Source organism: Bradyrhizobium sp. MOS003 (genome assembly GCF_003020125.1).
Lineage (GTDB): Bacteria > Pseudomonadota > Alphaproteobacteria > Rhizobiales > Xanthobacteraceae > Bradyrhizobium.
On sequence record NZ_PYFW01000002.1, the window covers coordinates 866,024 to 892,952 of the forward strand.

Annotated in this window: 24 protein-coding genes and 1 pseudogene; 10 read left to right on the forward strand and 15 right to left on the reverse strand. The window is 55.8% G+C overall.

The window, feature by feature from the left end:
* Positions 1-343: 343 nt before the first annotated feature.
* The 5 genes from C7G42_RS14605 to C7G42_RS34770 all read right to left on the reverse strand — a co-directional run bounded on the left by C7G42_RS14605 (position 344) and on the right by C7G42_RS34770 (position 3,735).
* On the reverse strand, positions 344-1,447 hold the full coding sequence (locus C7G42_RS14605; RefSeq protein WP_158537589.1) for a tetratricopeptide repeat protein: 1,104 nt from the start codon (positions 1,445-1,447) through the stop codon (positions 344-346).
* A 108-nt stretch (positions 1,448-1,555) separates the two neighbouring features.
* Positions 1,556-1,807, reverse strand: a complete 252-nt coding sequence (locus C7G42_RS14610) for a hypothetical protein (RefSeq protein ID WP_106949615.1) — start codon at positions 1,805-1,807, stop codon at positions 1,556-1,558.
* A 293-nt stretch (positions 1,808-2,100) separates the two neighbouring features.
* Positions 2,101-2,637, reverse strand: a complete 537-nt coding sequence (locus C7G42_RS14615) for a hypothetical protein (protein WP_106949616.1) — start codon at positions 2,635-2,637, stop codon at positions 2,101-2,103.
* A 316-nt stretch (positions 2,638-2,953) separates the two neighbouring features.
* A complete protein-coding gene (locus tag C7G42_RS35785; RefSeq protein ID WP_245427708.1) occupies positions 2,954-3,283 on the reverse strand; it encodes a DUF3126 family protein in 330 nt (109 codons plus the stop codon).
* A 53-nt stretch (positions 3,284-3,336) separates the two neighbouring features.
* On the reverse strand, positions 3,337-3,735 hold the full coding sequence (locus C7G42_RS34770; protein ID WP_147250248.1) for a hypothetical protein: 399 nt from the start codon (positions 3,733-3,735) through the stop codon (positions 3,337-3,339).
* A gap of 734 nt (positions 3,736-4,469) precedes the next feature.
* On the opposite strand from C7G42_RS34770, the pseudogene C7G42_RS35790 reads away from it, so the two are divergent.
* The 6 genes and pseudogenes from C7G42_RS35790 to C7G42_RS35020 form a co-directional block, all read left to right on the forward strand.
* Positions 4,470-5,009: pseudogene (locus tag C7G42_RS35790) on the forward strand (adenylate/guanylate cyclase domain-containing protein); the annotation flags it as partial.
* A gap of 1,410 nt (positions 5,010-6,419) precedes the next feature.
* On the forward strand, positions 6,420-7,073 hold the full coding sequence (locus C7G42_RS36325; RefSeq protein WP_502694209.1) for a tetratricopeptide repeat protein: 654 nt from the start codon (positions 6,420-6,422) through the stop codon (positions 7,071-7,073).
* A 102-nt stretch (positions 7,074-7,175) separates the two neighbouring features.
* On the forward strand, positions 7,176-8,069 hold the full coding sequence (locus C7G42_RS34775) for a DUF1036 domain-containing protein (protein ID WP_147250249.1): 894 nt from the start codon (positions 7,176-7,178) through the stop codon (positions 8,067-8,069).
* The gene (locus tag C7G42_RS34780) at positions 8,069-8,596 is read left to right on the forward strand and encodes a hypothetical protein (protein ID WP_147250250.1); all 528 of its coding nucleotides are present in this window, start codon (positions 8,069-8,071) and stop codon (positions 8,594-8,596) included. The genes C7G42_RS34775 and C7G42_RS34780 overlap by 1 nt, the downstream gene beginning before the upstream one ends.
* Positions 8,597-8,703: 107 nt before the next feature.
* Entirely contained in the window at positions 8,704-9,339 is a 636-nt protein-coding gene (locus tag C7G42_RS34785; protein WP_147250251.1) for a hypothetical protein, read from the forward strand.
* 714 nt (positions 9,340-10,053) lie between these two features.
* Positions 10,054-10,227, forward strand: a complete 174-nt coding sequence (locus C7G42_RS35020) for a hypothetical protein (RefSeq protein WP_158537591.1) — start codon at positions 10,054-10,056, stop codon at positions 10,225-10,227.
* Between the two features lie 223 nt (positions 10,228-10,450).
* Here C7G42_RS35020 and C7G42_RS14635 read toward each other — a convergent pair whose 3' ends face one another.
* The 6 genes from C7G42_RS14635 to hxsA2 all read right to left on the reverse strand — a co-directional run bounded on the left by C7G42_RS14635 (position 10,451) and on the right by hxsA2 (position 17,806).
* Positions 10,451-11,776, reverse strand: coding sequence for an McrC family protein (locus tag C7G42_RS14635; protein WP_158537592.1), 1,326 nt, complete (start codon positions 11,774-11,776; stop codon positions 10,451-10,453).
* Positions 11,769-14,102, reverse strand: coding sequence for a DUF8426 domain-containing protein (locus tag C7G42_RS14640; RefSeq protein WP_106949619.1), 2,334 nt, complete (start codon positions 14,100-14,102; stop codon positions 11,769-11,771). The genes C7G42_RS14635 and C7G42_RS14640 overlap by 8 nt, the downstream gene beginning before the upstream one ends.
* 447 nt (positions 14,103-14,549) lie before the next feature.
* Positions 14,550-15,620 (reverse strand): His-Xaa-Ser system radical SAM maturase HxsC, encoded by a 1,071-nt coding sequence (hxsC, locus tag C7G42_RS14645; protein ID WP_199580902.1) that lies wholly within the window; start codon positions 15,618-15,620, stop codon positions 14,550-14,552.
* A gap of 104 nt (positions 15,621-15,724) precedes the next feature.
* Positions 15,725-17,173, reverse strand: coding sequence for a His-Xaa-Ser system radical SAM maturase HxsB (hxsB, locus tag C7G42_RS14650; RefSeq protein ID WP_106949620.1), 1,449 nt, complete (start codon positions 17,171-17,173; stop codon positions 15,725-15,727).
* Positions 17,174-17,190: 17 nt separating this feature from the next.
* Positions 17,191-17,550, reverse strand: coding sequence for an HxsD-related protein (locus C7G42_RS34790; protein WP_158537593.1), 360 nt, complete (start codon positions 17,548-17,550; stop codon positions 17,191-17,193).
* Positions 17,525-17,806 carry a His-Xaa-Ser repeat protein HxsA2 gene (gene hxsA2, locus C7G42_RS14655; RefSeq protein WP_106949621.1) on the reverse strand — a complete coding sequence of 94 codons (282 nt, stop codon included), beginning with the start codon at positions 17,804-17,806 and terminating at the stop codon, positions 17,525-17,527. Before hxsA2 ends, C7G42_RS34790 begins: the two co-directional genes overlap by 26 nt.
* A 489-nt stretch (positions 17,807-18,295) precedes the next feature.
* On the opposite strand from hxsA2, the gene C7G42_RS14660 reads away from it, so the two are divergent.
* Complete coding sequence (locus C7G42_RS14660) at positions 18,296-19,492, forward strand: HNH endonuclease (protein WP_106949622.1); 1,197 nt, start codon at positions 18,296-18,298, stop codon at positions 19,490-19,492.
* A 1,546-nt stretch (positions 19,493-21,038) separates the two neighbouring features.
* On the opposite strand, the gene C7G42_RS14665 is transcribed toward C7G42_RS14660, so the two are convergent.
* The 3 genes from C7G42_RS14665 to C7G42_RS14675 all read right to left on the reverse strand — a co-directional run bounded on the left by C7G42_RS14665 (position 21,039) and on the right by C7G42_RS14675 (position 23,160).
* Positions 21,039-21,701: a hypothetical protein gene (locus C7G42_RS14665; RefSeq protein ID WP_106949623.1), complete on the reverse strand. Its 663-nt coding sequence runs from the start codon at positions 21,699-21,701 to the stop codon at positions 21,039-21,041.
* A 380-nt stretch (positions 21,702-22,081) separates the two neighbouring features.
* The gene (locus C7G42_RS14670) at positions 22,082-22,297 is read right to left on the reverse strand and encodes a helix-turn-helix transcriptional regulator (protein ID WP_106949749.1); all 216 of its coding nucleotides are present in this window, start codon (positions 22,295-22,297) and stop codon (positions 22,082-22,084) included.
* A gap of 98 nt (positions 22,298-22,395) precedes the next feature.
* Positions 22,396-23,160, reverse strand: coding sequence for a hypothetical protein (locus C7G42_RS14675; protein ID WP_106949624.1), 765 nt, complete (start codon positions 23,158-23,160; stop codon positions 22,396-22,398).
* A gap of 363 nt (positions 23,161-23,523) precedes the next feature.
* Between C7G42_RS14675 and C7G42_RS14680 the strand changes: the two genes are divergently transcribed.
* The 3 genes from C7G42_RS14680 to C7G42_RS14690 are packed head-to-tail and all read left to right on the forward strand — an operon-like array spanning position 23,524 to position 25,795.
* Complete coding sequence (locus C7G42_RS14680; RefSeq protein WP_106949625.1) at positions 23,524-23,967, forward strand: DUF2924 domain-containing protein; 444 nt, start codon at positions 23,524-23,526, stop codon at positions 23,965-23,967.
* The gene (locus C7G42_RS14685) at positions 23,964-25,346 is read left to right on the forward strand and encodes a recombinase family protein (RefSeq protein WP_245427711.1); all 1,383 of its coding nucleotides are present in this window, start codon (positions 23,964-23,966) and stop codon (positions 25,344-25,346) included. The genes C7G42_RS14680 and C7G42_RS14685 overlap by 4 nt, the downstream gene beginning before the upstream one ends.
* Positions 25,343-25,795 (forward strand): hypothetical protein, encoded by a 453-nt coding sequence (locus C7G42_RS14690; protein ID WP_106949626.1) that lies wholly within the window; start codon positions 25,343-25,345, stop codon positions 25,793-25,795. The genes C7G42_RS14685 and C7G42_RS14690 overlap by 4 nt, the downstream gene beginning before the upstream one ends.
* Before the next feature lie 242 nt (positions 25,796-26,037).
* On the opposite strand, the gene C7G42_RS14695 is transcribed toward C7G42_RS14690, so the two are convergent.
* Positions 26,038-26,658 (reverse strand): hypothetical protein, encoded by a 621-nt coding sequence (locus C7G42_RS14695; protein ID WP_106949627.1) that lies wholly within the window; start codon positions 26,656-26,658, stop codon positions 26,038-26,040.
* Between the last annotated feature and the right edge of the window lie 271 nt (positions 26,659-26,929).

The window sequence follows — 26,929 nt, forward strand, 5'->3', positions numbered from 1 at the left end:
ACACATTGACCGAACGTCTTGGCGGCGGCGATCGGGGCTGGTACCACATTGCCAGGTTCCATCCATTATCCGCACAATACTTCGGCTAGTGACACGGGCGGTCATCCTTCCAGGTGGTCTCATGGGCTCACGATGATCGTTGGCAAATTGACCTCGCCTGGTCTTATCGTCATGGATACGCTCGAGGACGCCTGCCGACATCGTCGGATTATTTGCGGATCCGCATGGCGGCGATTGGGCGAGCTTCTGCCCCACCACAGTCGCGCTTATCGGTGCCCCAAAGGTTACGACGAACCCAGCGAGAACGAGCGGAAGAACGGGAATGCACAGCTCATCATCCAATCTAAGGTGCGTTCAGGTCGAGTATGTTCGGCGCATAATCCCGGTGGGCCCCGTCCTGGCTCATGGCCACCCAGGCGAGGACCTCTGGCAGGCGATCATCCCCCGGATCGGGCGAATCGCTCATTTGAGTGACCAGGTCGTCATCCATTGAATCAGGCCACAGCTCGCGTAACGCGGTGAACCGCGCATCGGCCGGCAGCTGGAAGATCCTTTTCACTTCAGCGACGGCGAGCCCGGCGACTTCGCTAGCGTCCGTCCGGCGCTCCGCCTCGAGAAGCCGCTGGGCGAATTGCAGCAACAGCTTGGCCCTCCGCGGCCAAATCGTCGCAGGACCGTCTGGCAGGAGCGACGTCAGATCCTCGACGCGGCCATAGCGTGCAAGGGCCTGGGTGGTCTCGGCGAAGGCTTCCAGCAGCTTGGCAGGCTCGCTCGCGAGCACCGCTGCCTTGATTTTCAGGCTCCGCTGCAGCATCGGCCCGATCTCGCCGGCTTGCTTTATGGCCGCCAAGGTCCGGATCAATGCGTCAAGCAGGGCCGCAAGCCTTGCATCACCGGGGGCTTTCATTTCCGTATGGATGGCGAGCGCCCGGCGGAGCAGCGGCTCGGCCTCGGTCGGCTGACCGTTCCGTAGTAGCAGCTTGCCGAGCCGCAGCAGCTTCGCCGTCGTCTCGCCGGACAGAGGTCCGTGGATTCTTTCGACCAATTCGAGACACCGCTTCTGGCAAGACACGGCGTCCTTAATCCGAAATGTTCGCAAATGGCGGTCGGTGAGTTCCTCGAGCGCCGGCAGCAGATCGACGCTGGCCACGCCAAGCACGCTTTCCCGGATCTCCTGGCTGCGGCGGAACAGTTCTCCCGCCTCCGGCCGGCCCTTGTGTTCGGCGCATTTAGCCCAACGTAGTAGCCCATCGGCAACGCGGATGTCGGCGCCGAGCTTGCCCTCCCGGATCTGCAGGCTGCGGCGGAAATACGGCTCGGCGCCGGAATAGATGCGGTTCGCCGCGTACCACAGCGCAAACTCCTCTAGCGCGTCCGCGACGCGCAGGTCCTGCGGTCCGAACTGAGCTTCCAGCCGAGCGATCTCGGCTCGCTTCTGGTCGATCACTGACATATCCTGATTTCTGCTCCTCGGTGGACGATGAGTATTAGCTGCGCAGAGCCGGACCGAAAGTGCTCGCCGAATTGGATTTCGGCAGAAATGAACGACGTGCTGCTACTTCTCGCCACATTTTTCGATTGCGGAACGCCAGTTTGGCGCGTCAACGCGCGGTAGTTTGTATTCCCCGCGCACCGCTGAAATTACCAAGGGGGCTGCCCTTTCGATGAGCGACAATAGGCGCGATTGAATTCGCTCCCAGCGATTGCCGAACAGTTCGGGATCACGCCGGGAAAAGCCGAGATCCCATTGCACAAAAGTGGTCTGATCGATGCCATCACCCTCCTCGAACTTCCCGAAAAGCGTCATCCGCGATCGAGCGCTTCCGATCGAGATCGAAGCCTTTCCAGATTTGCGCGGTGTGCTCGGATATTGGTCAAATCGCCCGCGGGAGTTCTCATTGAAAACTCGAGAACGCCAGAGTTTGCTTTCGGGCACTTCAGGCCGGTCGGGTAATAGCTGTTCTCAGTTCGGGGAATGTTTGAATTCAAAGGCGTTTGAGCAGCCGCGCCGTTCGATGCGGCGCAAGCCCAATTCAGCAGCCCAAGGCACAAAGGAAAGCACGCAACCCCTTTGAACCGATTGCCTCTTGGCACTCGCAATTACCGCGAACCAAGCGCCTTGCTCATGTAGCTAACAGTGTAGGTGCAAGGGCGGTCAGACTTGGTCGTGGATGAGGTGTGCTGGACAACTCCGCCGTCTCCAAACCTGAACGAGGCGATCTTGCTGGTAGTACCGCTCTTCTTGGAAATCTCATTCGAGTCGGGCTTCCCGTACAAAGTGACGAGCTTTGGCATCATGTCACTATCGCCCTTTTGGCACTCGTCGACAGTCTTGAACATTCCTGCAACAGCAAATGCCTCCACCCGAACGAGACCGCCATTGTTCTGGAAATGGAGGGTCAAGCCCTCGACATTCGGAAGCAGCGAGCATTTGTCACACGAAAGCACCTTGATGCCGGGTTGTGGCGGATCCTGTTCATATGGCTCCGCATCGGGTCCTAGCAACTTAGCTGCATTTTCATAGGTAGTCCCGAAGGCCACTTTACCAGGAGCATCAAGTTTCGCACGGCCCTGCTGAGCGGATGCGATCGAGCCAAGAAGAACTACAAGAACAAACGCTATAAAAGTCCTGATCATAAAAACACCCTATCCTGAATAACATCGGCCCTAAAATATCTAGCTCTCAATCCGACATTCCGACCGTCTATGATTTTGCAGTCCGTCCTATTTAGATGCACGTCACTTTCACATCCTCCATTGTACTTTCATGAAACTGCCCGGGCGCGATCTTCTTATTGCACCTGCACCAATCCGCTCTCGGTGATGTAGACGTGGGCTTTGCAACAAGGACCGGATTGCACAAAGAGGAATATAGAAGTCCCGCTCCAAGCGAACCACGAAAGGAGAAAATGCAGCGAGAGCCATCGGGAAGACTGTATCGTGTAGCTCTGGTTCATAGATCTTCCTTCAGAATGGCGACGCTGAACATAAACGACTTTTCTCCATCCTCTACATCCGCAAAAATAACTCCGACAAACTCTTCGCCTTTATAGACCTCTAGGGAGCCCTTTGTGTTAGCTCTCGTTCTCACGCTTAGCTCCGATGACAGCGTTTTTTTCAAATATGCCTCAAGCTTGCCCTTTTCGGCAGCGGTGATAACTGCCTCTTTCTGAGAGGATACCGATTTGTTCTTGACTGACTGCGCGGAGGCGCCGCCATTTATAACGAAGACGCTCAGCGTCGCAGCGAGAAAGAAAAAAGACCAAGTCGCGCACCGAAACAATGTAAGTTCCCTTCATCTACTTGTTGTTTTTAATAGTTCTGCATGACGGCAGATCATCGCCTCATGCGCTTCGAGCTCACCGAACGGGTCGTGCTCTTCAAACCGAACGCCTTTTCGCAACTTGGACCAAACCCTCCAATGGAGGCAATCGCCAGGGCACCGGGATTCGCCACATCTGCTTTGACTTGAAGAATTGATCCGCCAGCAGCAACTTTCGCTATCACTTCGCACGTGAAACTCTCTTTAGTTTCCCCGCCCTCAGCACCAGAGAAACCTAAGGTCACAACTCGTTTCCAGTGATAGGTTTGGACCATTTTTTGTCCGTTAGCAGTATCGGGCGGCCCATAGATGCGCATGAAATCAATGATCTTACGAGTCTTCCGCCAACTGACGGCGTCGGATTCGGGCGGCAATTGACCAGCCGAGACAGGAAGTGTGAGCAGGAGCCACATAGCGACTATCTGCGTCGCGCCGATCATTCTTCGACGAGGCATTATCAATCATCGCTTGTAGTTGCAGTGCGTTTCGCGTTCAGCGGTGCCGCGCTGCAACCTTCATTTTAAAAATCGGCTGATCGCATATCATATAACGTGTTTTTAATCACTGACGGTCGGGTTTACCAGCACTCGCCTATGAGATTGCGGGAGCCGCGATCCTTGCACGCAAGGACGAGCCTAGTCATCCGCAACCTTAGAATCATTGCATCAGCGAAACTCTGAGCTGCCCCCTATCCCGTTCATCGCGCCAGCTGAACGCGGGTTGTTTGGCCCTAATAGCGTGCGATTCTCGACCAGCATCACAGCCTGCGACCACGGCACGATCAGTCTGGCAAACCAGCCCTAAAGACTTTCGATCGCATCCAAGAGAGCATCGTACCGGCTCTTCATGAAGTGCATCGGAGCAAGCAGGCGCTGGGTCTTCGTCTCTCGCCTGCTTGGCCCTTTAGCGGGCAGCCAACCGGGTTATAGGGCCCCTCCCCCGCCCGCCGACCGCATCACCATGCTTTTCAACCAAAGGCGTCCTCGGATCTCGATCGGTCCGACGAGGCGGAACGCCTTTTCCTGGCGTCGACTTTAAACGTATTGCAATAAACGTTTCCACTTGGCTATTCTTGCACTCAGACTAGCGCCCGCCATTTCTTAATGACCAAATTCCTGTATCGCTCCAAAGGTGCATTTAGATCATCATGAGACGCAAAATTGCGGCCATTTTTGCCGCAGACATTGCCGGTTACAGCCGGTTGGTTGCGGAAGACGAGGAAGAGACTCTCCGCAGACTAAAGGCGTATCGGGAAGTCACAGACGAGTTTATCGCCAACGCGCGGGGGCGAATTTTCAACACTGCAGGTGACGCCGTGCTCGCTGAATTTCCGAGCGCGGTGGACGCGGTGCGGTGCGCGATTGACATCCAGGAAAGTCTCCGGACCCGCAATGGTGCTTTTCCTCCCAGTCGGCACATGAGCTTCAGGATTGGAATTACGATTGGCGACGTCGTCGAGCGTGATGATGGCGATCTGCTCGGTGACGGCGTCAACATTGCAGCGCGGCTCGAAGGCTTGGCGGAAGTCGGGGGAATCTGCGTTTCACGTGCCGTGTACGAGCAGGTCGCAAACAAATTGTCCGTTCCCTTTGCCGACATGGGAGTTCAGCAGGTCAAGAATATCCCGACCCCGGTGCACGCTTATAAGATTGGGAAGCAATCGGAGGATCGCAAGACGAGCACGCCCAGCAGTTCGATTTGGGACTTCCTGCCGGGCCGTAAAGTCGCCCAAACCGAGGACGGCAGTCCGAGACAAAGCTGGACGACAAGACTTGGTGCGGCGTGGGACTGGCGCACGATCTTCGAGGCTATGATCGCCCTTCTAACGCTTTTGATTCTGACCAAAATCCCGGACTTGGTGGGAGCCTTCGCTATCGGTGGTGCGCTGACGCATGGATTGATCGGGCTTCTCAGCGGAGTCGTTGTTTTTGCGTCCGCATTTCTCCTTCGGCCCACATTGCAACTGACTTCGACGGAATGCATCGTGGTTGCTGCGGCTTATGGGACATCCTGCTTGTTAGGCCCTGCTATTGCGGAAATTCTCCGTCGCGCAGGTTTGGGCGGCTATGATGCGGCCTACATCGGGAGATTGGAGCTTTCAGTTTTCTTTGGCTGCGTAGGCGCCACCGCGGTTCAATGGCGAACCCCTCAAGCCCCTACGGCGCTTGCGGCACTGATATTCATCGCGCTTCTCCTCGGCTACCGCTACGCCCTTTATGAATTTGGCGTTCTTTCTAGCTTCTCTACCATGGTATTGCCTTTTCCAGTGGTTCTCACGGGATGCTTGATGGCGACCACAAAGGGACGCGTGTCTGCCGCACTTGACGCAGCAACGATCGTCGCGGTTTGGCTGACTGCATTGGGGGTTGCACTGATTTCGTTCGCATTCCCAAGCGGCGCAACATTGTTTTTCTACGGAGACCCGGTGGGGGCCGTCTACTTTCTTGCCATGGCAGTGCCAACAGCATTGGCATGGCCCGCCATTCGTCTGGCTCGCCCGGGGTTCAATTGGCCGCCCGCATCCCAGCCCGTGATTTTGGGTAGATATCTGAAGATCGGTGCAGCGATGCTTGTCGTCGTCTACGCCGCCGGTTTTGCGATGACATCGGCAGAACGCAATACACCAATGTCTCGCTGCACGTCGGAGGATGGCGTCGAGGCTTGTAGCATCGTCATTGACTCGCTGGGTGCCTCTATCGAGGACCGCATCAACGCCCTGAATATCCGCGCGAACCGGCATATACAGGCTTCGAGATGGGATCAGGCGATCGCGGACCTCACAAAATTGATCGAGTTTGATGCCAAGAATGCAGAACGATACGTCACGCGAGCGAATCTCTGGGACCAAATCGAGTCGTATGATCAGGCCATCGGGGACATGGACGCCGCGCTCGCGCTACAGCCGAACAGCCCGAAGCTTTACCTGGCGCGTAGTGATCTTTGGAAAAAGAAGGGCGACGACGGCAGGACGTCGGCGGATCTGGATCAATTCGTCCGGCTGGAGCCATCGGCAGAGAATTTTGTCAAACGTGCCGAATACAATCTGGAGAAGGATCGTGTTGCCGCCGCCATCAATGACTACGGTACGGCGATCAAAATGGACCCGAAGAACGTCAGTTATTTGAAGGCACGAGCCGGCGCATTTGAACGCAAAGGCGACGCGGCTTCGACTCAAGCCGACTTCATGGCCATTGTGCGCCTGTACGATGCCTCCCTTGCAGCCAGTCCGACTTCAAAAGCCGCCCTCGAACGGGCAGAGCTTTGGAAACAACTGAAGAACTACCCGAAGGCTCTGGCAGACTACAATTTGGCCATCCGCCTCGATCCAAATGATAAATATAGCTACGACTATCGGTACTATTTGGTACAAGAAATGACGGGCTACTCGACCCAAGCGAGTATGAAATACCTCGATGAATTCGTATCGAAAGAGCCGACCTTAGCGGACAACTACCGAGTTCGAGCGGAAGCAAGGGATGAGCGCGAGCTAGATAAGAATCTGGCGGACTATGACCAGGCGATACGCCTGAGGCCCGATGATGCAGGCTTTCGGTTTGCTCGAGCTGCATTGCTGGAGAGGAAGGGCAATTTCGCGGGAGCGATAGCTGATTATGATCGGGCAGTTCAGATCGACCCCAAGGACGCCAAGGCGCTTTACCTGCGTGGGACGGCAAAATCCAGCAAAGGAGATCGGACGGGCGCCGCTGATATTGCCGCCGCGAAGGCGCTCGATCCGGATGTTGGCAAGTAACCAAAACTGTCACGCGGCTGATGGTGGGAGGCCGTTTCAGATTTGGAAGCGAGGCTTTGCCGTCATTACGTAGGTTACAACACATTTCAAAAGAGGATTTAAGTGAGAACCGTTGTTATCGCCACATCCCTCATCTGGTTTTCTATTTCTGGCGCTTTGTCGGCTGAATCAGTGTGGACGCATAACGGATCAACGATCACATGGGAATCGAGCGGACAAACGCGCTCGGCCTCATATCTTGAACCACGAGCTGGATTAGAAAGCGTCGGAATTAGACCCGGCGTAAAGCTGTTCGAAGGTACCCGAAAAGGTGCTGTACTTACGGGAAACAGCTACTCGTTCAAGAACGGCTGTGAAGCAATTCCGTTTGCTGTTACTGCTGTGATCACCAATGAACGTCAAATCGTGTTAACCGGAGAAGCGCCCATACGGTCGAGCGGTTGCAACGTGACGACTTCGACCCGGACAGTCACGCTTCAACTAGACTTCGTTCCCGATGCGGCAGGATCGGTTCAATCTTCCAGTCCGCCTGGCATTCGAGAAGTAAGCTCCGATATCCCCAAGCCAAGCGCGGCGGTTCAGGATAAGCTCAGTGCTTTAAAGAGGGAAGCGGAAGCTGAACAAGCCCAATCTGAGCAGGGGTCTTCATTCACCGTCTGCAACGCGACCATGGACAAGATGTCGGTCGCATTTGGGCGCAGCGGGAGGGTCAGGGGTTGGACGACGGTCCAGTCAGGCACATGCGAGATAATCGAAAAAATGAATTCTGCACAGAGAATAAAGTACTACGCCAAAACAAAAAATACCGAATATCAAAGCGGAGTATTGGAACTCACTTGCGTCGAAGAGAAAGCATTCACGAGATCCGACGGCGATCCATGCAACGGGACCTTGGTAGGTTTTACTCGCAGGAGATTAAAACCAGGCGAGCACTTCAGTGTCACCCTGAGGCCACGGGCCGGTGAACCCGAGGCAGACATTCCGGAGGGCGACTGATGACTGCAACGAGAGCGCTTACCTTCACCGCGTTAGCGGTGATTGCCGCCGGCTCCTCTGCGCTGGCCGGTCCATTGATGAGCGAAAAGGATTGCCTCGAGCTGGTCAAATTGACGCGTGAGTGCCGTACCCGAGCCAATCACTACGAAAAAAGCCAACTCGCAAGTGACGCCGCGAGATTTCGCCAATGCGAAAAGCTCTACTTCGAGTCCTACACCAACTTTTGCGATTCTAATCGGGAATTTATCGCGATGATCCGGAAGGGCGCTGAACAGAAGCGCGCCTTGGAAGGCGCCGTTGCGCCTGAGATCGCGCGTCCCGATGCTAATGATGAAACAGTCTCGGCTTCGACAGGCGGTGGCTTTAGTACGAATGAAGTTGTGGGAATCATTGGGGAGCTTGCGATAATTGGCCTTGGAGCTGCCGCAGGAACCGCTAGCTCATCAGGGTACAGCAACGGTCCGAGAACTCAGATGCCGTCAGTGCCTCGATCGAGAGACAGTGGCGTTAGCGGAGGATCGCGTTGAGGCACATCGTTTTTATCGTGCTCATTACATTGCTTATTTCGTTAAATGGCAGCGAGACTGGTGCGCAAACGTGCGGCGAGAAATTTCGATCCAGTGTCGGAAAATGCATGAGCGATGCACAACGAACCGCCGCTGTTGGAGACGTCTCGTATATTTCGTCTTGCAAAGCCAGATTTGAACCCGAGTACGAGGTTTGCGCTTCTGGGCCTGGGACCGAGGCTTGCAGAGAAAATATCAGATGGATAGGTACGAACGCTGGCGCGCGAAGATCGTTTGAAGAAGCGCGCAAGCAAGGACGGTCATTACTCGACGCCATGCTCTTTGCTCAGCGGCACAACCCATCTGCCCAAAAGTCCATCGCAGATTGCGGCGAAGTTGCTCTCAATTTAGCACGACAGATCTTCGCCGAGAACAACCAAGAGAAAATAGCTGAGCAAACACAAGATGCATCTTCTTGTGCGAGTGTTGTTTGGGACGACAGCGATTTCGACAACGGTGGACCTGACTTTTGGCATGTTTTCGCGAGAGTCACAAACAACTGTAATTTTAGGTTCAAAACCGCTTTCTGCATTAGATTTTTAGATCAAGTCGTTGGCACGCCTCAAAGCAACGTTCTGCATTACGGCCCCAATAATTATGGCCCAAGTGACGTGCCGTTCATCGGCATAAAAACCCGGACGCGCGCGTTCCGCGGCTTAACTTCATTCTGTCCGGTGGACCAAATCTGTTCTGCGAGCTGCTAATTAATGGCGACCCTGTTGGCGGGATAGGAGCATTAGCAATTTTCGGACAACACTTTTCCAAAAGCGCCTGAGCTTTTTGCTGTGTCCGCGCGTCTATCTTGCTTTTCATTTCAACTAAAAATGCCAGCCGCTGTTGGTGAACACTCAAGCCCCATGCGCTAGCATGACGCGACGACGCACTCCGCTGGCGAACACCTCGGTGATCGCATCGTCCCAAACGTTCAGCTTCATCTGCCGCAGTCGACATTGCGCCGGCTCTTTTTGCGCGTCAGCGAACGAGGTTTTCAAGTCCGGCAATACGAAACGCTATTGCTGCATTCCCGTACTGCTCACTTGCACGTCGGAGACGGGGGCATGGGTTAAGTACGGCAAAAGCTCCTTACTAAGAAATAATTGCAGCCCAAAAACCGTTCACTGGACTCAGAAGATAGTGAAAACGTCGGTCGAGGATAGCGGCTGTTTAACAATACTGACGCACGCGGATTTTAGAGGCGAGCCCGCGCCCGGGCTTCGGAGAGTTTATGGGGTCGAAAAACTTCCTGATGAATTCTGTACCGGGTTACTTCGTTATGAGGGCGCCGAACCTGGATCTTGTTACCTTGAAACAGTGACCGAGAGTGCGAGTTATGATCGGCCAAAGGAAGCTGATGAACTATTTATGAAGATCATCGTACCCGTGAAAAAATACAAAGTAGTCGACGAAGATTAGACGCTGTGAGTTACCATTTCTGCCTCAAGAAGGACGTGAACAGCATCTCAGCAACAACTCGCCCGAGCCGGCTGTTGGAGCTCTCCATTAATGCGGCGCGATGCGGCAAGGGCCTTAGCTTGCTCATTCTCAAGGGCGCGGTCGAAATTGAAACCACGACGCCCGCTGCCGCGTATTGATTATCCTGCCATGGAGGCCCGCTTCCTCCCGGCAGCTCCGCCCCGGCATGGGACTGTTTGAGTTGCGGCTTACCTGCGAACTTCGAAGTCGCATGGATTCGGAGTTCAAACGTTATGGAAGAACTCAGCCAGCGGCCCAGCCCTCAGTCGCGCAGCACATGAGCCAAGCCTAATCCCACTCACCTGTTGACGGGCAAATGTTCTACCCGGAGAGCTTATAGTCTCAAAAAGTGACAAGAGAGCGCGCGAAACTCCTCCGCTGTTCCCACTTCGCCGAACCCTCATTGGAGGGATGCAGCAGCATAGCCAAGTCTTGCAACTGCACCGGACGAAAGATCACCATCGGCTTAGATCCGGCACCCCAGAGCACGGGGTGACGAATTTCTACCCGCTCTTCGCGAGCTTCTGATGAAGTGGTCCCGTACAGAATAATGCTTTTCTGATTTGGCGAGGCCAACGCGTACATGGACAGTTGATAGAGCCAACCGGCAGGATAGCCTTTTTCCCAGATGTCCCGATACTTTGCATCTAAGAAACCGATCAGGCCCGTAGCGCTGAATAGTGCAAAGTCAGGCCGCGGTCTCGGTAAAGAGCGTCCTTTAGGGTTTGCGAGCGGTGGGTATGCAAACATGCCTTTGGTAGTCTGCTCATCCCTTATCGAGACGCCGTCAAGATTCTCGCGCAAGAAACGGGAAAGCAGGCGCTGAAAAAAGAGGTTCATGTCGAACAGAAATCCGGGGGTGCGGTGAGAAGACGTCTCCGTCTCAATTGAAGTGCCGCGCATTCCAAATAGAAGTCTAATGAGCGTCAGTGCAGGCCGACTTGTTGCCGTGAGACGCGTCAGCCCTCGCTCAACCTCATCGAGATCACGCCCCTGGAGCGCAGTTGTTTCGACTGCGTCGAATGCTTCGCCCAAGCTCCGAACGCGTCGATACAAATCCCGATTGGTTGTCATGCTTCCTGCGAGATCGAGCCCCGATCGCAGAACCTGGTTGAGCCTCCAATTGGCATGCCGCTGGAAGTGCAAACACGGAAGTGCTCCATCCACGATTCCGCCGCGAGACGCAATCTTATCGACGAGGATTCGCCCTCTGGGACTTGTGAGCATTTCTGAAACTGGAACATACCGGCGCAGCAAGCCCCGATGCAGCAATTCCTCAATCTCCGCCACCAACAGCGATATGAGAATATCATGTATACCGTGTTGAGCTGTCGGAGTGAGGGTCTGCCCAATTACTTGGAAGTCACGTAAACCATAGGCATAGCGAACCAGCGACGTGAGGGCTAACCCCTGCAGCTTGGGATTGATGTTGATCCGAAGGGGGCCCACAGCGATGTGCCCCACAAAAGAAGTCGTGGAAACTTCGAGGCCTTTGTATCCCTCTCGGACGTCGACCTGGCCTCGAATTGCAAGCGCTAGGGTTTGTGCTGCGAGATTATTTCTAAGCGTCGTGCCGATGAGTTGCGGACGTGAAACAGCTTCGACGCGATCCCATTCATTTAGCGTGACGGGAACAGCTTCAAAGCCATTTTCAAGATATTCAAGCATCGTCGGTTTCGTCAGCGGCCGACTCTGCCGCATCATCTACAACATCGTTTTGTTCGGGATTTTCAACTAACGTCAACGATTGCATTTCTTCGTACGCAAGAGCCTGAAGCAGGCTAACCTCATTCTTGGGATCGAATATTTCGTCCCGAATTCGCGCGCCTTGGACGTCGACTAGGCCTGGCCCAAGAATGTCGCTTAGTGCACCGAAGTCGTCGTAGCAGTACTCTTCAAGAAGCGGGATAAGATCCTCACGAAGTACACGCGAGAATTCCGCAACAGACGTGATGGGCTGACTGAGCAAGTATGCGTGCCCAATCTGAAGGTTGCGCGCGTCGCGTTTCAAATGACGGCGCAAACGAGCATTGAGGGCGTCGAGCCAGGGGCCGAGCGGCAATTCGCCCACTGCACGTCTTTCAAGCAACGAGCTATCCGGCATCAGCTCGATGAATCCGAAGCGCCTTCTAAGCGCGACATCTAACAGCGAGATCGACCTATCTGCAGTGTTCATCGTGCCGATGATGAAGACGTTAGACGGGACAGAAAAGTGTGATCCGCTCGGAAGCGTGACAACGCTGCCTCGCTTGTCGCGCTCGAGAAGCGTAATCAACTCGCCAAAAATTCTGGGAACATCACCTCGATTGATTTCATCCACAACGAGGAAGAAGTGTCTATCATTAGCCTTCTCGGCATCGGCGCATATTTGCTTGAAAATTCCAGCGCGCCGTTCAAAGAACAAATGCCCCGACACCGTCTCGGGCCGCAGGCCTTCTACGAAGTCTTCGTAACCGTATCCGGGATGAAAGGTGCATTTCCGCACTAGGCCGTTCGGATTCTCGATCTCAGCGCGTTCGGGATCCGTAAGCATCGAATGGGTCTTGCCGAAGCGCTGACGTGCGGCAAGCTCTGTTGCAGCTCGAACCGCGAGATAGGTCTTGCCGGTTCCAGGCGGGCCGTAGAGAAGTACTTGCCCTTTGCGACGCAGGATACCATCCACCCTTGCCGCGAATTGATCCAACGGCGGCAGTTGCGTCACAGCAGTAGCTGCCTTGGCACGCGCTGTATGCAGCCGACTGGCAGGTGAGTTCGAAACTCCTCCAGAAAAAATCTTGTGCTCCAGTTCAAGTAAATTTTCGCCATTCCTACCCAGTTCAAAAACGGTGGTGCGCGGCCCTTCTGGCTGTGGCAATTGCCAGGGATCTAGGAGAAGCCATTGTACAGGGCGTTTGTGGGGGAAACGGAGCCCTCGTTCATGTTCATACGAACCACTGACTCGTCCGACACCACGCACCGTTTGTCCTTCGCAGGCTAACACAAGATCGTTTTCGGCCATCTCGCGCACGAACTTGACTACCTCGCCCGCCTTACGAGAAGCGACTCCCGAATTCGAGTAAGCAGGAACCAGCCATTCCCTAATCCGATCTTTGAGAGTGACCTTCTCTTCGCTAAGATGAGGAGAGAGATCTGGCACGGAATCAGGCCAACCAATAGAAACGTAATTGCCATCGCGCATATTGGCCCATTGGCTATCGCCATCACTTCCTTCGGTCGTTCCAATGCGCCAGAACCGATGGAAGCCTCCTGTCCGTTGATTAAGCGCTGAGGTCAGGATGCTAACTGGAACATTAAGAGCGCGCGCAATTCTCACGAAGCGCCCAGCGCAAACAAAGCGGGGCGCTCCGCCATCAAGTATTCCCACACCGTCGGGAGGCATTTGCAACAGCTTATAAAGATGAAAACGTTGGTAGCGCGGGCTATGGTAGTCATCGAGCTTATCGGAGTGCGTTAAAAACCAATATTTATGCGCCCAACCATCGCCAGAGAGTTCCGGCGCGGCACCCTCCATGAGTTTCTGAAGGTCACCGTAAGCTTCGTCTGAACAATCAATCGAATTTAGCTCTGCTAAGAGCTTGTCACCCGCTAGCAGCTCATCACGTTGGCGCCGGGCTATTTGGATTGCTTCGTCAACCGTAATAGCTTTTGGATTCGTGCCTTTGCCGCCCATCCACTCGCCATCGGTCGGTCTCTGATATACGCCGAACTTCAGTGCTGACCCGCCTCCAATTCCGCCAAATGCGTTCGTGGCAAACGCCTCGTCGTTCATAAACTCAAGCCAGTAACTCAAACAGCGGGAATCGCTACTCCGACGGCCGTGCATCGTCTTGAGTAAAGCTTCACCATCCAGCCTTCGAAGCGCATCCGGACCAAATCGTTCGCGGAAATTGCGGATGTACTCATCATGTTGCTGAGACGTAATTATTTCGCCGGCCGCTTGGCCGCGATCGATGGCGCTCTTCAGGTCATCCAGTAGCTGCGGCTCAATATCCATATTAAGCTTTCCGATCTTGATTTTGCTTAGCCGTTCCCTGATGTCAGTTCACGGAGGAAGCCGAGGACGGGCGTGAAAAGATCAGTTTTTGGCCTGGGCGCCGATGGAGACAAGGAAGCGGTCATCGAGGAAGTGTTTCCATCTCGGGTAATTGTTGGGGTGCCACATCTGCAGAGCTGCAACGGCAGATTCGATCAATTTGCGGCCGAGTGTGTCCAACGGATCTCATACCGGTCGAGGACGGCTGCGCGTCGAGCATCTCGAAACATCTTAATATTCCGCTCGTCTATGTACCTCGAGCGAACGTCGGGATACTGCTCTCACAGTCCTTGCGAGACGTTGGAGCGGAAGAGACACCGAACTTAGCAGCAGCTGGGAATGAAACCGTTGTCAATCTCATGCGTGCTCTCCTTTATCTGGAGTCGGACAACCTTCCAGGCCGCTCTGCTAGGAAGTTATCGCGCGTATTCCCCGGCTGAAGCGTGGTCGTCCGGTTGTGAAAAAGCCGCTGCAAGCGTTCTTTTCATCGCAGCCATCGCATTCTTCCACGAAACCGTTTTTCCAATCCGAGATCGATTGGAGCGCGTGCGGCCAAACAGACTTTGGAAGAACACACTTGGGAAGGTTGTATACCGATACGTTGATGCCAGCGGCACTCAAGTAATCGACGGCTCTTGCGAGCCCATCGCCATAGTCCACCGGATCCATCCAGAGCATGGCATCGTTTGCGATGGCAAAGCCCGTGTTTTCGAGCCCCATCAACGCGACGTGATCGACGAACGGCACATTGCGGGCAAGCCACCGGCCCGTGTCCTCAATGATCGGCGCGGTCAATGCATGCAGGACGACGCGGATTTCTACCCGTTGTCCTCGGTCCTTGAGCTTTAGAATGCCTAGGATTGTCTCGTCGAACGCACCCTTGGCCTGTACCACGTGATCATGGACATGATCCACGGCGGAATAGACCGGAATGGCCGCCATGAGGTTCGGGTGGCCGATCTCTTTCCAGGCGTCGACGATCCGCGAGTCGGCGAACGCCCTGCCGTTGGTCAGCACCTGTATGGCGGTTTCCGGCAGCCAATCGCGGCACTCCTTCAGAACGGCGATGAAGTCTTCCCAATCCGACAGGGTCTCCCCGCCGGTGAACGTCAGCCCGCGGGTCGCCGGGTCGACGAGCGGCAGGCTTTCTTTGATTTCGCTAAGGATCCACCGGTCATCGACATCTTTCGGTGGTTGCGAGCACATCAGGCAATAATTGTTGCACCGTTCCGTGACAAGAAACGAGTTGTGAGCCGAATTCCGGCGATACAACGTACGGAATTTCCTCGACACATGATCGAAGCCGATCACATCGCCGTCCGCGAGATAGTCATATTTCGGGGAGACGGCGACGAGCTGTCCTGTGAACTGGCCGGGTAGATCCGTTGAGCCGTCGGAAACGACGAGGATGGACGGCCAATCGGCTTCTATCGCGCGCCGAATGTCGGCTGGCGTTCTAGCGAGCGCGAAATCAGCCACGTGACGTTCGGCGGCACTGTCAACCGACCGCAGCCTGAGGACCGATCGAGCTTTGTCCGAGGAAAATCCAGCGCTCTGCGAGGCTGTGCCATAGAGAGGAAGGGTCATGCGGCGGCCCATCGTCGCAAGATGGCAGCATCTTCCGGAGAGTTCTCCAGAATATCCAGCAACAGGCCCATGATGCCTTTTTGCCGAGCGCAAAATGCAGACAAAGGCTTGATTCCCAAGGCATCACCCTGCGTTGCGTGATGATAGACGGGGTCCGCGCCGCAGTGGCTCTCATACACACAGGTCGAGCATTCGGGAGCGCACTGCGTCAGCGACGACGAAATCGCGCCGATCAGCTTGTCCGATAGGATGAGCGAATTGTAACTGTCGCGCTCGACGTGACCGAGCCGGAAAGCGTCGTCACCGGTCTCGGCCAGCATCCTGCCTTCATCCGATGCGAAAACACTGCCGTCATAGTTGTAGACCAGCGCGCCAAGGCCGGCGCCCGCGGGGCTGCGCAAATCAACGTAGCCGATGGGCCGGTCCGAGAGCATCCGTGTGAGAAGCAGCGTCGCATAGAACTCTCGGAATGGGGTGCCCTGTCGGTTGATCTCCAGAACCCGGCGCAATCCTCGCTCGTAGAACGCAAGCCACTTCTGCGCGTCATACTTGGCGAACTGCTTTGTCTTGATGGCAAAACCAAACGGCGAGAGCGGCCGCAGGAAGATGCCATCCAGCCCCAGTTGGAGATATTCGTCGATGATTTCATCGACACGGTCGAGGCTCGCCTCCGTGGTAGTCATCAAGGCGCCGACCCAGTCGGGACCTAGAACCTCCCTGGCCCGCCGGATTCCGGCAACAGCTAGTTCATGACTGTTTGCACCCGGTCGGGGACGGTTCTTGTTGTGCAGGTCGGCTGGACCGTCGAGAGAAGTTGAGAGCAGGACGTTGTTCTCTTTGCAAAACTCGAGAACGGCGTCATCCAATAAAGCCAAGTTCGACGCGATCACGAAGTCGAGCTTCTTGCCGGACCGTTGTTTTGCAGCGGCAACAATCTTCCTGATGAGCGGAAAATTGAGAAGTGGCTCCCCACCCTGAAACTCGATCTTGATCCGTGACGTCGGGCTGGCGAACGCGATGTCGAGCGCGCGCATCGCGGTCTCTTCGCTCATGTCGAAGCGTGATCGGTCGGTGCTTTGACGCGAGACTTGGCAATATGGGCAGGAGTGTTCGCACCGCAGCGTCACGACGAAAATATGAAGCGGGGTCGACTGCTGCAGGAACGACATCCGGCTTCTCAGCCGGGCCGCCAAAAGCTGCCGTTGCGCCTTCTGGTTCGCTCCGCTGACCAGATGAGCGGCATAGGCCTTTTCGTAGAGACCGTCGCCGGGGCGGACACGAAGGTCGACCAGCCTGCTCAATTCATCCTCCGTCAGTCGGATGAAATCGCCGACCATGTTGGCGACAAGATATTGATTGGCGCCGGTGCGCTCAAAATTGAACGGCAACAACGATAGATCTTCGGTTGCCGTTCTGAAGGTCTCAGGAGATAAAAACCGCGCCATGGTCCTCCGGTAGGACTCTATCCGGCATTATTTTGGTTGGTGGCCAGGGCCCCGAAGGCGAGTGCGAGGATGACGTTCCGAACGCCGTCGGTTTTTTCAGCAACGCGAATCCGCAAGTTTTCGTCGGCAACAAGGTACAGAAACCGCTCCCTCAGTTCGTCTGAACTGAGCGCGGCTCCTTTTTGCGGATAGCCAGAAGAAATTAAGTGGCAAATATAGCGGTCTCCTGCCCGTTCAACCTGGCAGGTCGCCGACCCGATCAGACGATAGGCTGCCGCATCCAAAGCACTCAGGCTTTGGGTGCTTGAATCGAAATCGACAGCTACCTCGACCTGAGACGCCGCAGGAAGCTTAGCGGCTGGAGGCATGAGAGGCATGTGAAGCATGCGACGCGTGGGAGCTATGTCCCGCGACGATGGTGCCGTCGGCCTGCTTCGTCATGACGAACCCGAGAAGGTCTTCCCCCGCCTGATAGTAGGCATTTGCCTGAGGCTTAGTGCCGGTGTTTTCAGCCGCGACTGCGGTTTTATCGTTGGCAACTGCGGTCTTTGCCTCAGCGCTCTGAACCGACATTCCGGTTAGCGAAGCGAGCGCCGCGCCAAGCGAAAGCACAACTTTTGATTTCTCTGTCATATCCGCCAGCCCCCCGTCTGATTAGTCTCAGCTTGCGTTACTACAACTTCCGAGGGCACTCAGTCTACAGTTCCATTGTCTATGGCCACCCGATTTTAGTCTACCCCAGGTCTAGATCAGCCCGGGCCAGGGGTCCGGGGGAGGCGCGCAGTGGGCGCTTTCCATAGGTAGCGCGCAAGCCAGCATTGGCCATGCGAAGCGGGAGTTGGGCCAAGACAATCTCCTGGCCATCGCTTATGAGTTGCTATGGAAGAAGTTGGCCAGCGGGCCACTGCGAACCGATCCGGCACCCCACTTGCCGAGAAGTTCGGGGCGACTCTAGCCACGATCCACACTAGAACTTGCACGAGGCCGCCGATCAGCTTCCCGCACGTTACGCCAGTTGGAGTTCGGGCCGACCGAACGATAGGTCAAGCGCAACTACGGCTTAGCGGCTCCGCGCCCCCTCAATAGAAATTGGCCTATGAGAGCCATTACGGGGTGTAATTGATGGAATTCGAAGTGGGAGCGCAATACACGCGTGCGCAAATTCAGCAGCTAGTGAATGTACCTGAGGATCGCCGCGGCGGTGACTGGGCGACTGGCTACACTCGATTCGGCGATGAACTTTTTGTTTTCTGTAACGTCGGGTCAGCTGGACGAACTGGCCACGACTATCCGAACCGTTGGGACGGCGATGAGCTCATTTGGTCGGCGAAAAACCGCTCAAACACATCTCAGCCCATCATGCGTGCCTTGGCGAACGGTTCGCTGCCCGCGCATATCTTTCACCGATCTGCAGATCGGATGCCGTTTACATATGCAGGTCGAGCAAAGGCGGTGGAAGTTCAAGACACCACACCGGTCGTCCTCCGATGGTCCTTCGACCACGCTGCCGCGAAAGGTGCGGTCAACGATCTTAGCAGGGAGGACCTATGCCAAGAACTTGAACGCCTAGGCTTTAGTATCGCTCCCACGGGCGTAAAGACCCGCAGCGCCACACGCGGCCCGCTTACGCTGTACATCAAGTTCGACAGCAATCGGTCGATACTGGTAGTTGACCCGTCATACGAAGAAGGTGTCACGGCCCTTCTGCAAATCCCTGGCGTGAAACGGGGAAATCAAGGATTTTTCTATCACAATTCGACGATGAGAGTCTTCCCAAAGCGGATATGGTCTGGCCGAGATCCAATTCCCTATGGCGTTGATTTTGGCTTCACTTCAAGGCAATCGCTGCGAACATTTATAGACACCCTTGAAGATGTTCCCGCCGTAAAATTCTCCGGCGCCGCGGATCAAATGAATGTTGATCCCCGTACGGAAACCGAAGCCATGCGCGCGGTGCGACTGGGCCAACAAAATTTTCGTCGAGATCTATTGGAATTCTGGAGCGCGCGATGCGCGCTAACGGGACTTGCTATCCCCGCACTACTACGAGCCTCTCATATTAAGCCTTGGCGGGCTTCTAATTCGATGGAACGGCTCGATCCGAATAATGGGCTGTTGCTAGCCGTCCATATTGACGGTCTGTTTGATCGCGGCTTTATTTCGTTCGACAACAATGGCTCGATCTTGATTTCCGACAGATTGGACAAGGAAAGCTTGAGGTGTTTCGGCATTACGCCCGAGCAAACGGTCCAGAATCTAAATTCGAAGCACTATGAGTATCTGTCGCATCACCGTCAGCTTTACGGATTTATCGCCTAGGCGGCTTCGCGACCGGTCGGGGATCCCATTTCTTGTAAGCTAGAAGCTGAGGGTGAAGCGATCGGCCGGTCCGCCACCGATAGTCAAAGTGGGTCTCTTGTATTTGTTTCCGAACTTTTACGTGCGAAGCATGGAGACCGGTCCTGTAATCTCCCCTCTAGACTTTTGACCACCCCTCCCCCCTGTCAACTTGACTGTCAACCACGTCAACCTTGTCAACCTAACTTTCCAGCATCTTCAGCTACCGCTCAGGCGCGGTGCGAATTACCCGCGGCGGTCAGCCATGCCGGAGGGACCCAACGTCCGAAGCGTGACGGTGAGCGGGTGACCTCAAGCAGGTGAGCCACAGGTGGGTGCCTTCATTGTCCGTCGGTTCTGCATGCACTGCGTTACTCCCCGTGGGGAGCAACGGCCTCCACCACGCCAGCGAGCGCCGCCGCAGCCGCAGCCCAAGTCCATGCATAGGGCATGGCTTCCCCAATCCGTCCGAGACGGAAGCGTTGGCCACTGCAATCCCAGACCTATTCCGAACAATGAGGCGCCCACCAGTGGGCATCTCCATGCGGTTCTGCGTTTGCAGTATTGCTCTCCGGAGAAACTCTCCCGATGAGGAAGAGTTTAGAGGCGCCCCTTCGATACCAAGTGGTTTGAGTCGTTAGGCCTGAGAGTGAACGCCCTCTAATTGTTCCGATTGAGTTCATTAAGATTTGGCCGCCGGCAGGGCTTCCTAATGCGCATGTTCATCGTAGGAGGCGGATATGGACGCGGCTCGAGACCCTCGAGAAACTTCTCGACGCCGGGTTCGTGTGAACACGCGGCGGGGCTTCTTGCGACCGCACCCCTTAAAACGTGACGGCAAACGGCCGGCATCGATATGACGCTTGATGGTCTTACGATCCATGGGAATAGCGCGGCGAGCTGCGGCACGTCGATCATGACAAACGTGGCGAAGGGAGCTTCTAAGACTGATGGTAGCGTCCCCATTGGCGTCCTCCGCGCTGGCTTTCTGGCTGTACCTGCTGTGCACGGCCAGAACGATACCTCATCCGTTGCCAAGAACGAGATCACTCGCTTTTCGAATGTTCGGTGGTGAAGGTTTGTTGCGGAGGACATAGGCGAGCTATCCCGATGCTTTCGCAATCGGGACGCTTCCCATGTCCTCGGCGATCATGCTCGGCGGAGCCAGGCCCGTCGCTATCGGACCCCGCACTGCCGATGGCAGGCGTACGGGTTGCGTCTACTTACGACGATGTCCACTCGCCGGCAGCCACCCTCACGCGCTAGGCCGGGTGTACCCTTTGGCTGCTATCCCACGGTAGAGCGTTGTCGCAGGCGCCGCCGCCGTTAACCGACCGGCGCCTACGTACTCACACAAAAACGCCTCGTCCTGGGGCCGACGGCTCCGCCGCCGATCGCAAAAAACCTATTCCTTGTCGGAATGGGTTTTCTAAGACGTACGCATGCGCGATAAATGCTGATCAACCACGCAAACGAACCCCGGGGAAAATCCCGCAGATTGCGGCATTTCCCCTCAATCTTGATTGACCTAACCGAGCTTTCTCAGCTCCGCCGCAAGCTCAGAGAATCTGCGCTGCATGGTTGCGCGGTGCGCTTCGTCGAACTCAATGAGCGGCTCAGCTGCGAGCAGCCGCTCAATCGGCTGTAACCAGGGCTCGCGCAGCCTCCATGACGCCTCCATTGCAACAGCCCGCAGCACCGCCGAATCCGGGCGCCATTGGTATTCATACCGGCCGCCGTTTGAGGACGTTCCGCACCGCCCCCCGCACCACCGAAATGCCGCTGCCTTGACCGCCCACCAAGGCACGTCGGCCAGCGCAACCAAGTAGGCCTCGCCGGTGGCTTCTACGCCCAGCTCGTTTTGATGCTGAGAGGCTCGATTCAGCATGAGCCAGGTGACGACCGACAGCGTTTCGTCGCGCCACTGAGCCGCCCTGTTAGGCGTTTGAGCGAATAAAGTCCCCACGGCGAGAGTATATCTTTCACACTCAGCGCGCTCTGGGGGGCTCAAGAGCAAGTTGTGGGGAAGTGTCTGGATATTCCCGTATCGGCCGTGCTTCACTGACTTCTGATCGACTACTTTGATCGAGGCGAGCCGCGAGCTTACCCATGCCGGCCAAGATGGCATCCGATCCAGATCGTGAAGATCCGGTAGCTGAACTGGATCTATACGAGAGGCGTGCACGACCATTCCCGCTTTCCGCTGCTGCGATAATCCAATTTCGCCAAGTGGCCGGCCAATCGAGCTTGACAGCGGCCTGACCACTTTTAGCAAGCCAGTAGTTCTTAAATTTCTCTGCCTCAGCGGCTATCCGCGCTTCAGTTAGTCCCCGGGAGACCGCGAACTGGACATCTCTTTGCGATGGCTTCCAATCCACCGGCAGTCGTGAACCTCGACCGGAAGATGATGCATGCTTTTGCCGAGGATATGCACTGTTCAAAGCGCGCTCAATGCTCGCAGCAAGTACCACGGCCTCTTCTGGTGACCCTCCGCGCTCGAAAAATGCTTTCAATTCACGCGCGATGGGTGTCGCCTCGTCAAGGTCATCATACGGTACGTGTCGAGCTGATCTATCCATCACATTTTGGCTCAAGAGCACATCGCTTCGATTCGAGCCATTCAACAATATCGACTTTTCGATATCGAACAGAGCGACCGATTTTAATAAAAGGTGGGCCCGATTGGGACGTTCTCCAAGCTTGGAGTGTTCGGTGCGAGAGTGACAGACACCTAGCGGCATCTTTTTCAGTCACAAGCAGCCGATAGTCCGCATCTAGCCTCGCCATACATTCCTCCAACGCGGAGTTCTTCACTCCGAAGCACGCCGGATTACTAGGCCAGCTGTCGGTTCTAGTCAGTAGTCCCGGATTCTAGACTCGCCAATTCAAGCTCCGAATTCGCCAGACTGGAAAACCCCGGATTTAATCCCGGCCCGAATATCATCTCCGATCGTTTTCGCGGCACGGTCTCTCTCGCCGATCAGAGCAACGCCTCTCAGTTCGCTATTGACCTGCTCGCAGATATTTACTGCAGTATTGCTCGCGTCGTTTTCGCAAGACCGCCGCGACGTCCAGTACATTGCCGCATGACGCCAAACGATTTGCCGAATCCGCAAAGCTTTTGCCTTCTTAGCTTGGGGACCTATCGCGCGCCCCTTGCTGGTGCTTGCCCCAGCCTGCGCTAAGCCATTCACTTTCCCAACACGATAAGCGGCGAGCGCCTCCATGGCCCTATAGATAAGGAACATGTGCGGCTCCAAAGCTGGCGTATCCATTAATTCGTTGAGAAGTCCGAGCAAGTCGGTATTAAGGTCGGCCTCAGAATAGCTGTCTCCCGACCGATTCCTCCATTTCCACAGCTGGGCATTGGGATACATCTTGAGAAGGCGTTTCTCGCTTTTTGTCGGTCGCAACTTGCATTGATCGGTTGGAAGACCAAGGTGGCGTAGATTCGCTCTTGCCTCCTCACGCATTCGATCCAGCGCGCCGAACGGATCGATGTAGAGGCCTTGCCTGTCAATTATAACCTCAAAACCCTGCACAAAGCCCTTTGAGGTTTGAAGTATGTATTTTTCACCCTCGCCATCTCCGATGCGCTCGAATCGATAGCTTGAGTCCTGTCTGAGGTCGAACGAGCGTTGGCCAGTCATCGAAACCGCTCCGGATCGGGTGATTCGTGCACGATTTCACCACATGAGCAGCGGGCTTTCATTAGCGAAGCACATTCTTCACAGGCGCCCAGAGGAGCTTGAGCCCCTCTGAGTACGATTATGTTCTATCAACGCCGATAGGATGCCCGCTCCTCTAGAAAGCTACGATGGGTTGCGCTCTTTGTAGCGAATGCACGATCAAGCGGAATCGCTGACCGAAATTGCCGCCATTTTGGCCGCCGGCCTCCTGCGTGTTCTCGACCGGAAGTCCAGTCGAAATTTGGCCTGTGACGCAAAATCTCCGCTCGACTGTTCGGCCCCGTCCGAGGGTGATGTCGCTCGTAAGGCCATGGAAACCACCCCGTGAAAGATACCGTTTTGACCCAGCTGGCGGCCCTTAAGGGCGCGCCCGCCCCCGTTCTAAAAGCCCGTTGGCGCGAGCTTTTCGACACCGAACCGCCCGCTTACAACCGCCGCTTCCTGGAGAGCCGGCTGGCCTACCGCATTCAGGAGTTGGCCTATGGCGGCCTGAGCCGGGAAACCACCGAACGGCTCAAGGCCATGGCCAAGCAGTATGCGGACCAGAAGCCGGCGGATCGCAAGGCGCGACCGCTTCTGCGGCCCGTCGCCGGGACCAAGCTGATCCGCGAATGGGATGGCGTGGAGCACTGCGTCACCGTTCGCCACGACGACTTCGAGTATCTCGGCCGACCCTACAAGTCCCTATCCTCGGTTGCCCGCCAAATCACCGGCACGAATTGGAATGGCTGGGTTTTCTTCGGCTTGAAAAATTCGACGGGCAAATGAACTCCCGCAAGCCGCAAAAGGGCCGAACCTCCCTATTCGCCAACTCCCTCGAGAGCGTCGCAGCCCCAGGGCGCCCGGGCGTGCGTAAAGTCCGCTGTGCGGTGTATACCCGCAAGTCGAGCGAAGAAGGCCTCGACATGGACTTCAACTCCCTCGACGCCCAGCGAGAGTCATGCGAGGCTTACATCGTGAGCCAACGGGCCGAGGGTTGGACCGTTGTTTCCGATCGCTACGATGATGGCGGGTTCTCGGGTGGCACCCTCGAACGGCCTGCCCTGAAGCGGCTCATTGCTGCTGTCCAGGCCCGCAAGATAGATGTCATCGTCGTCTACAAAATTGACCGACTTTCGCGGTCGATGCTCGACTTCCTCAACCTTGTGGAGCTCTTTGAACGCCATGGGGTGACGTTTGTCTCAGTCACCCAATCGTTCAACACAAAGGATGCCATGGGCCGCATGGCGCTGAACATCCTCGTGACCTTTGCCCAGTTCGAGCGCGAGCTGATCGGCGAACGCATTCGCGACAAGGTTGCGGCCTCTCGCAAGCGCGGCAAATGGATGGGCGGGTGGACGCCGCTCGGTTATGAAGTCCGCGACCGCAAATTGCTCATTCATGAGGTCGATGCCGAGCGGGTTCGGTCCATTTTTCGGCGCTTTGTACAACTCAAGTCCGCGACCCTGCTGGCCCGCGAGCTCGTTGCGGCCAGCGAACGAACGCGGTACGGGCAGCTCCTGGACAAGGGCGTGCTGTACAAGATCCTTCACAACCGGGTTTATCTTGGCGAGGCCGTTCATAAGGGCACCTCATATCCAGGCGAACACGAAGCGATCATCGATCGGAAGCTCTGGGACCAGGTCCACGCCATCCTCAAAGAGAGCCCGCGCAAGCGCGCCAACAACAGCCGGGCGCAATCCCCTGCCCTGCTGAAGGGTTTGTTGTTCGGGCCGGATGGCGCGGCGATGTCGCCAACCCACACCCGGAAGTCGGGTAGGCTTTATCGCTATTACATCAGCCAGACCGCGATGAAGCAGGGCAGATCGGACTGTCCCGTCAAATTAGTCCCGGCAGCTGAGTTGGAGCGTATCATCATCGATCAGGTCCGGCAGCTGCTGCAGACCCCTGAAGTCATCGTTCAGACATGGCGCGCTCTCCGGAAGCAATCTGAGGATGTTAGCGAGGCGGAGGTGCGTAGCGCCCTGCTCGGCTTTGACGAACTCTGGGACGAGCTGTTTCCGGCAGAACAGGCACGCATCGTCGCGCTGCTCGTCGAGCGCATCGAGATGCATGCCGAGCGAATGGACATTACCTTGAAGATCCAGGGCCTGACATCGCTCTCCTCGGAATTGCAGCCTCAAGCTTTCCAGCAGGCCGCCGAATGAACCGACCGACCACCCTCACCCTCGGCCCTATCGGACGACCGAAGCTCGGCCGCGATGGCAGGACAATGGTTGTGAGCATCCCGATTTCATTCCGACGATCGGGTGGACGCAAGCGCGTGGTCACGCCTGCTAATGTCGAAGTTTGGGCGCCCGCAAAGCCTCAGGTCGACAACACGCTGATCAAAGCCGTGGTTCGCGCCCATCGCTGGCGCAACATGCTCGAGTCCAACATGTTTAGCTCGGTACGGGACCTCGCCAAGTCGGAAAAGATCAACGAGTCCTATCTTTCCCGCGTGCTTCGGCTGACCTTGCTCTCGCCGGCCATCACCGAAGCCATCCTGAACGGCCTGCAGCCTGACGGCCTCGAGCTGGCGCAGCTGTTTAAATCCATCCCCGCTGAGTGGGATGAGCAGCAGGTTCTGATCAGCTCATCTGCCCGGAAAGCTTAAGCGCGTTAAAACCTCTCACGATATGTGAGTGGTTTCCGCGGGTGCGGCTACGCTGATCGACTGTTATGGAACTCGATGTGCATTGTCGCTCCCTAGGGGAGACGAAGGGCGACTGATGAAGGCACTGAAAATCAAGAACAAATCGGCCTTGCTGCCCGTCGATTGCTACCACTCCCTGCTACCACGCTCAAGTCAGAAGCCTGCGATACAGGAGGATAGTCGAACGGCTAAGCTTGTCACAATTAACAAGCATCATAGTGGGCGATTATCGATTGGCAGTACGACCTTGGAACACGCCGATTCCATTCGCTCGCAAAGAGCGAACTGAGAGCCGGAGCCGCAGCTTTCTTCCCAAGCCTCCCCTTGCTCAGGTCACTCCGCCTGTCGTGATAAAGTAAGAAGTACTCGAAGGCGCCTATATGATTCGCGACTAAGTACGCATCAATTGCCGTTGCGGTAAGATCAATAATCGAAAGCCACTTCTTCAAACGCTCTTCGCTCAACCGCTGCGCCGGGATTTCAAGACCGCGCAATAGCGCGAGCTGGCCACGCAAGTCACGCCCAAACGCATGACCAACTGCATTGCGAAGCTTACGTAGCTCCTCCAGATCGGAGACTAGGGATTCCCATGCACTCGGAACAGCACCAAAGAGCCGCTTGAACTTTGCAATCCTAGAAGGCCATTGCCCTCGACAACAGGCGGTCACCTCCGCTTCAAAGCTCAGAACCTTTCCGGCCTTTAGTAGGACGACTCCGTCTAACTGGTGCGGAAGCCCGTAAACGACAAACGGATCAGAGGTAAGAGCGAGTAATATGACTTCGCGCATGTAGATTTCAAGGTACGACGCTGCTGACAACGCCATTCCCAATCGCGTCCAGTTTGCAAACTCACCAACAGAATGGCGCCATTCTCCGACGAATGTTGGCGGCCGTCGGGCATCCGGCCCCGACAAGAACAACGCCGCGGCGGTTTGTGTCGTTGGAGGATTACTCTTCGTTGAATACCGCACAAAATGGTAGGCAGGAACGAAGGACCAATAGAGGTCATTTTAACTCGGTATGATGCCTTGAAAATCTCGCATAAGCCACACTAGCAGCCGGCGACAAGTCAAACCTAGAGTACTTTGGATGTTC

Bases quoted from the DNA above. Each gene is read 5' to 3' on its own strand.
- C7G42_RS14610 (WP_106949615.1), bottom strand. From the start codon at position 1,807: ATGACGCTTTTCGGGAAGTTCGAGGAGGGTGATGGCATCGATCAGACC.
- C7G42_RS14615 (WP_106949616.1), bottom strand. From the start codon at position 2,637: ATGATCAGGACTTTTATAGCGTTTGTTCTTGTAGTTCTTCTTGGCTCG.
- C7G42_RS34770 (WP_147250248.1), bottom strand. From the start codon at position 3,735: ATGTGGCTCCTGCTCACACTTCCTGTCTCGGCTGGTCAATTGCCGCCC.
- C7G42_RS36325 (WP_502694209.1), top strand. From the start codon at position 6,420: ATGGACCCGAAGAACGTCAGTTATTTGAAGGCACGAGCCGGCGCATTT.
- C7G42_RS34780 (WP_147250250.1), top strand. From the start codon at position 8,069: ATGACTGCAACGAGAGCGCTTACCTTCACCGCGTTAGCGGTGATTGCC.
- C7G42_RS34785 (WP_147250251.1), top strand. From the start codon at position 8,704: ATGAGCGATGCACAACGAACCGCCGCTGTTGGAGACGTCTCGTATATT.
- C7G42_RS14635 (WP_158537592.1), bottom strand. From the start codon at position 11,776: ATGCTTGAATATCTTGAAAATGGCTTTGAAGCTGTTCCCGTCACGCTA.
- C7G42_RS14640 (WP_106949619.1), bottom strand. From the start codon at position 14,102: ATGGATATTGAGCCGCAGCTACTGGATGACCTGAAGAGCGCCATCGAT.
- hxsB (WP_106949620.1), bottom strand. From the start codon at position 17,173: ATGGCGCGGTTTTTATCTCCTGAGACCTTCAGAACGGCAACCGAAGAT.
- C7G42_RS34790 (WP_158537593.1), bottom strand. From the start codon at position 17,550: ATGCCTCTCATGCCTCCAGCCGCTAAGCTTCCTGCGGCGTCTCAGGTC.
- hxsA2 (WP_106949621.1), bottom strand. From the start codon at position 17,806: ATGACAGAGAAATCAAAAGTTGTGCTTTCGCTTGGCGCGGCGCTCGCT.
- C7G42_RS14660 (WP_106949622.1), top strand. From the start codon at position 18,296: ATGGAATTCGAAGTGGGAGCGCAATACACGCGTGCGCAAATTCAGCAG.
- C7G42_RS14665 (WP_106949623.1), bottom strand. From the start codon at position 21,701: ATGGTCGTGCACGCCTCTCGTATAGATCCAGTTCAGCTACCGGATCTT.
- C7G42_RS14670 (WP_106949749.1), bottom strand. From the start codon at position 22,297: ATGGCGAGGCTAGATGCGGACTATCGGCTGCTTGTGACTGAAAAAGAT.
- C7G42_RS14675 (WP_106949624.1), bottom strand. From the start codon at position 23,160: ATGACTGGCCAACGCTCGTTCGACCTCAGACAGGACTCAAGCTATCGA.
- C7G42_RS14685 (WP_245427711.1), top strand. From the start codon at position 23,964: ATGAACTCCCGCAAGCCGCAAAAGGGCCGAACCTCCCTATTCGCCAAC.
- C7G42_RS14690 (WP_106949626.1), top strand. From the start codon at position 25,343: ATGAACCGACCGACCACCCTCACCCTCGGCCCTATCGGACGACCGAAG.
- C7G42_RS14695 (WP_106949627.1), bottom strand. From the start codon at position 26,658: ATGGCGTTGTCAGCAGCGTCGTACCTTGAAATCTACATGCGCGAAGTC.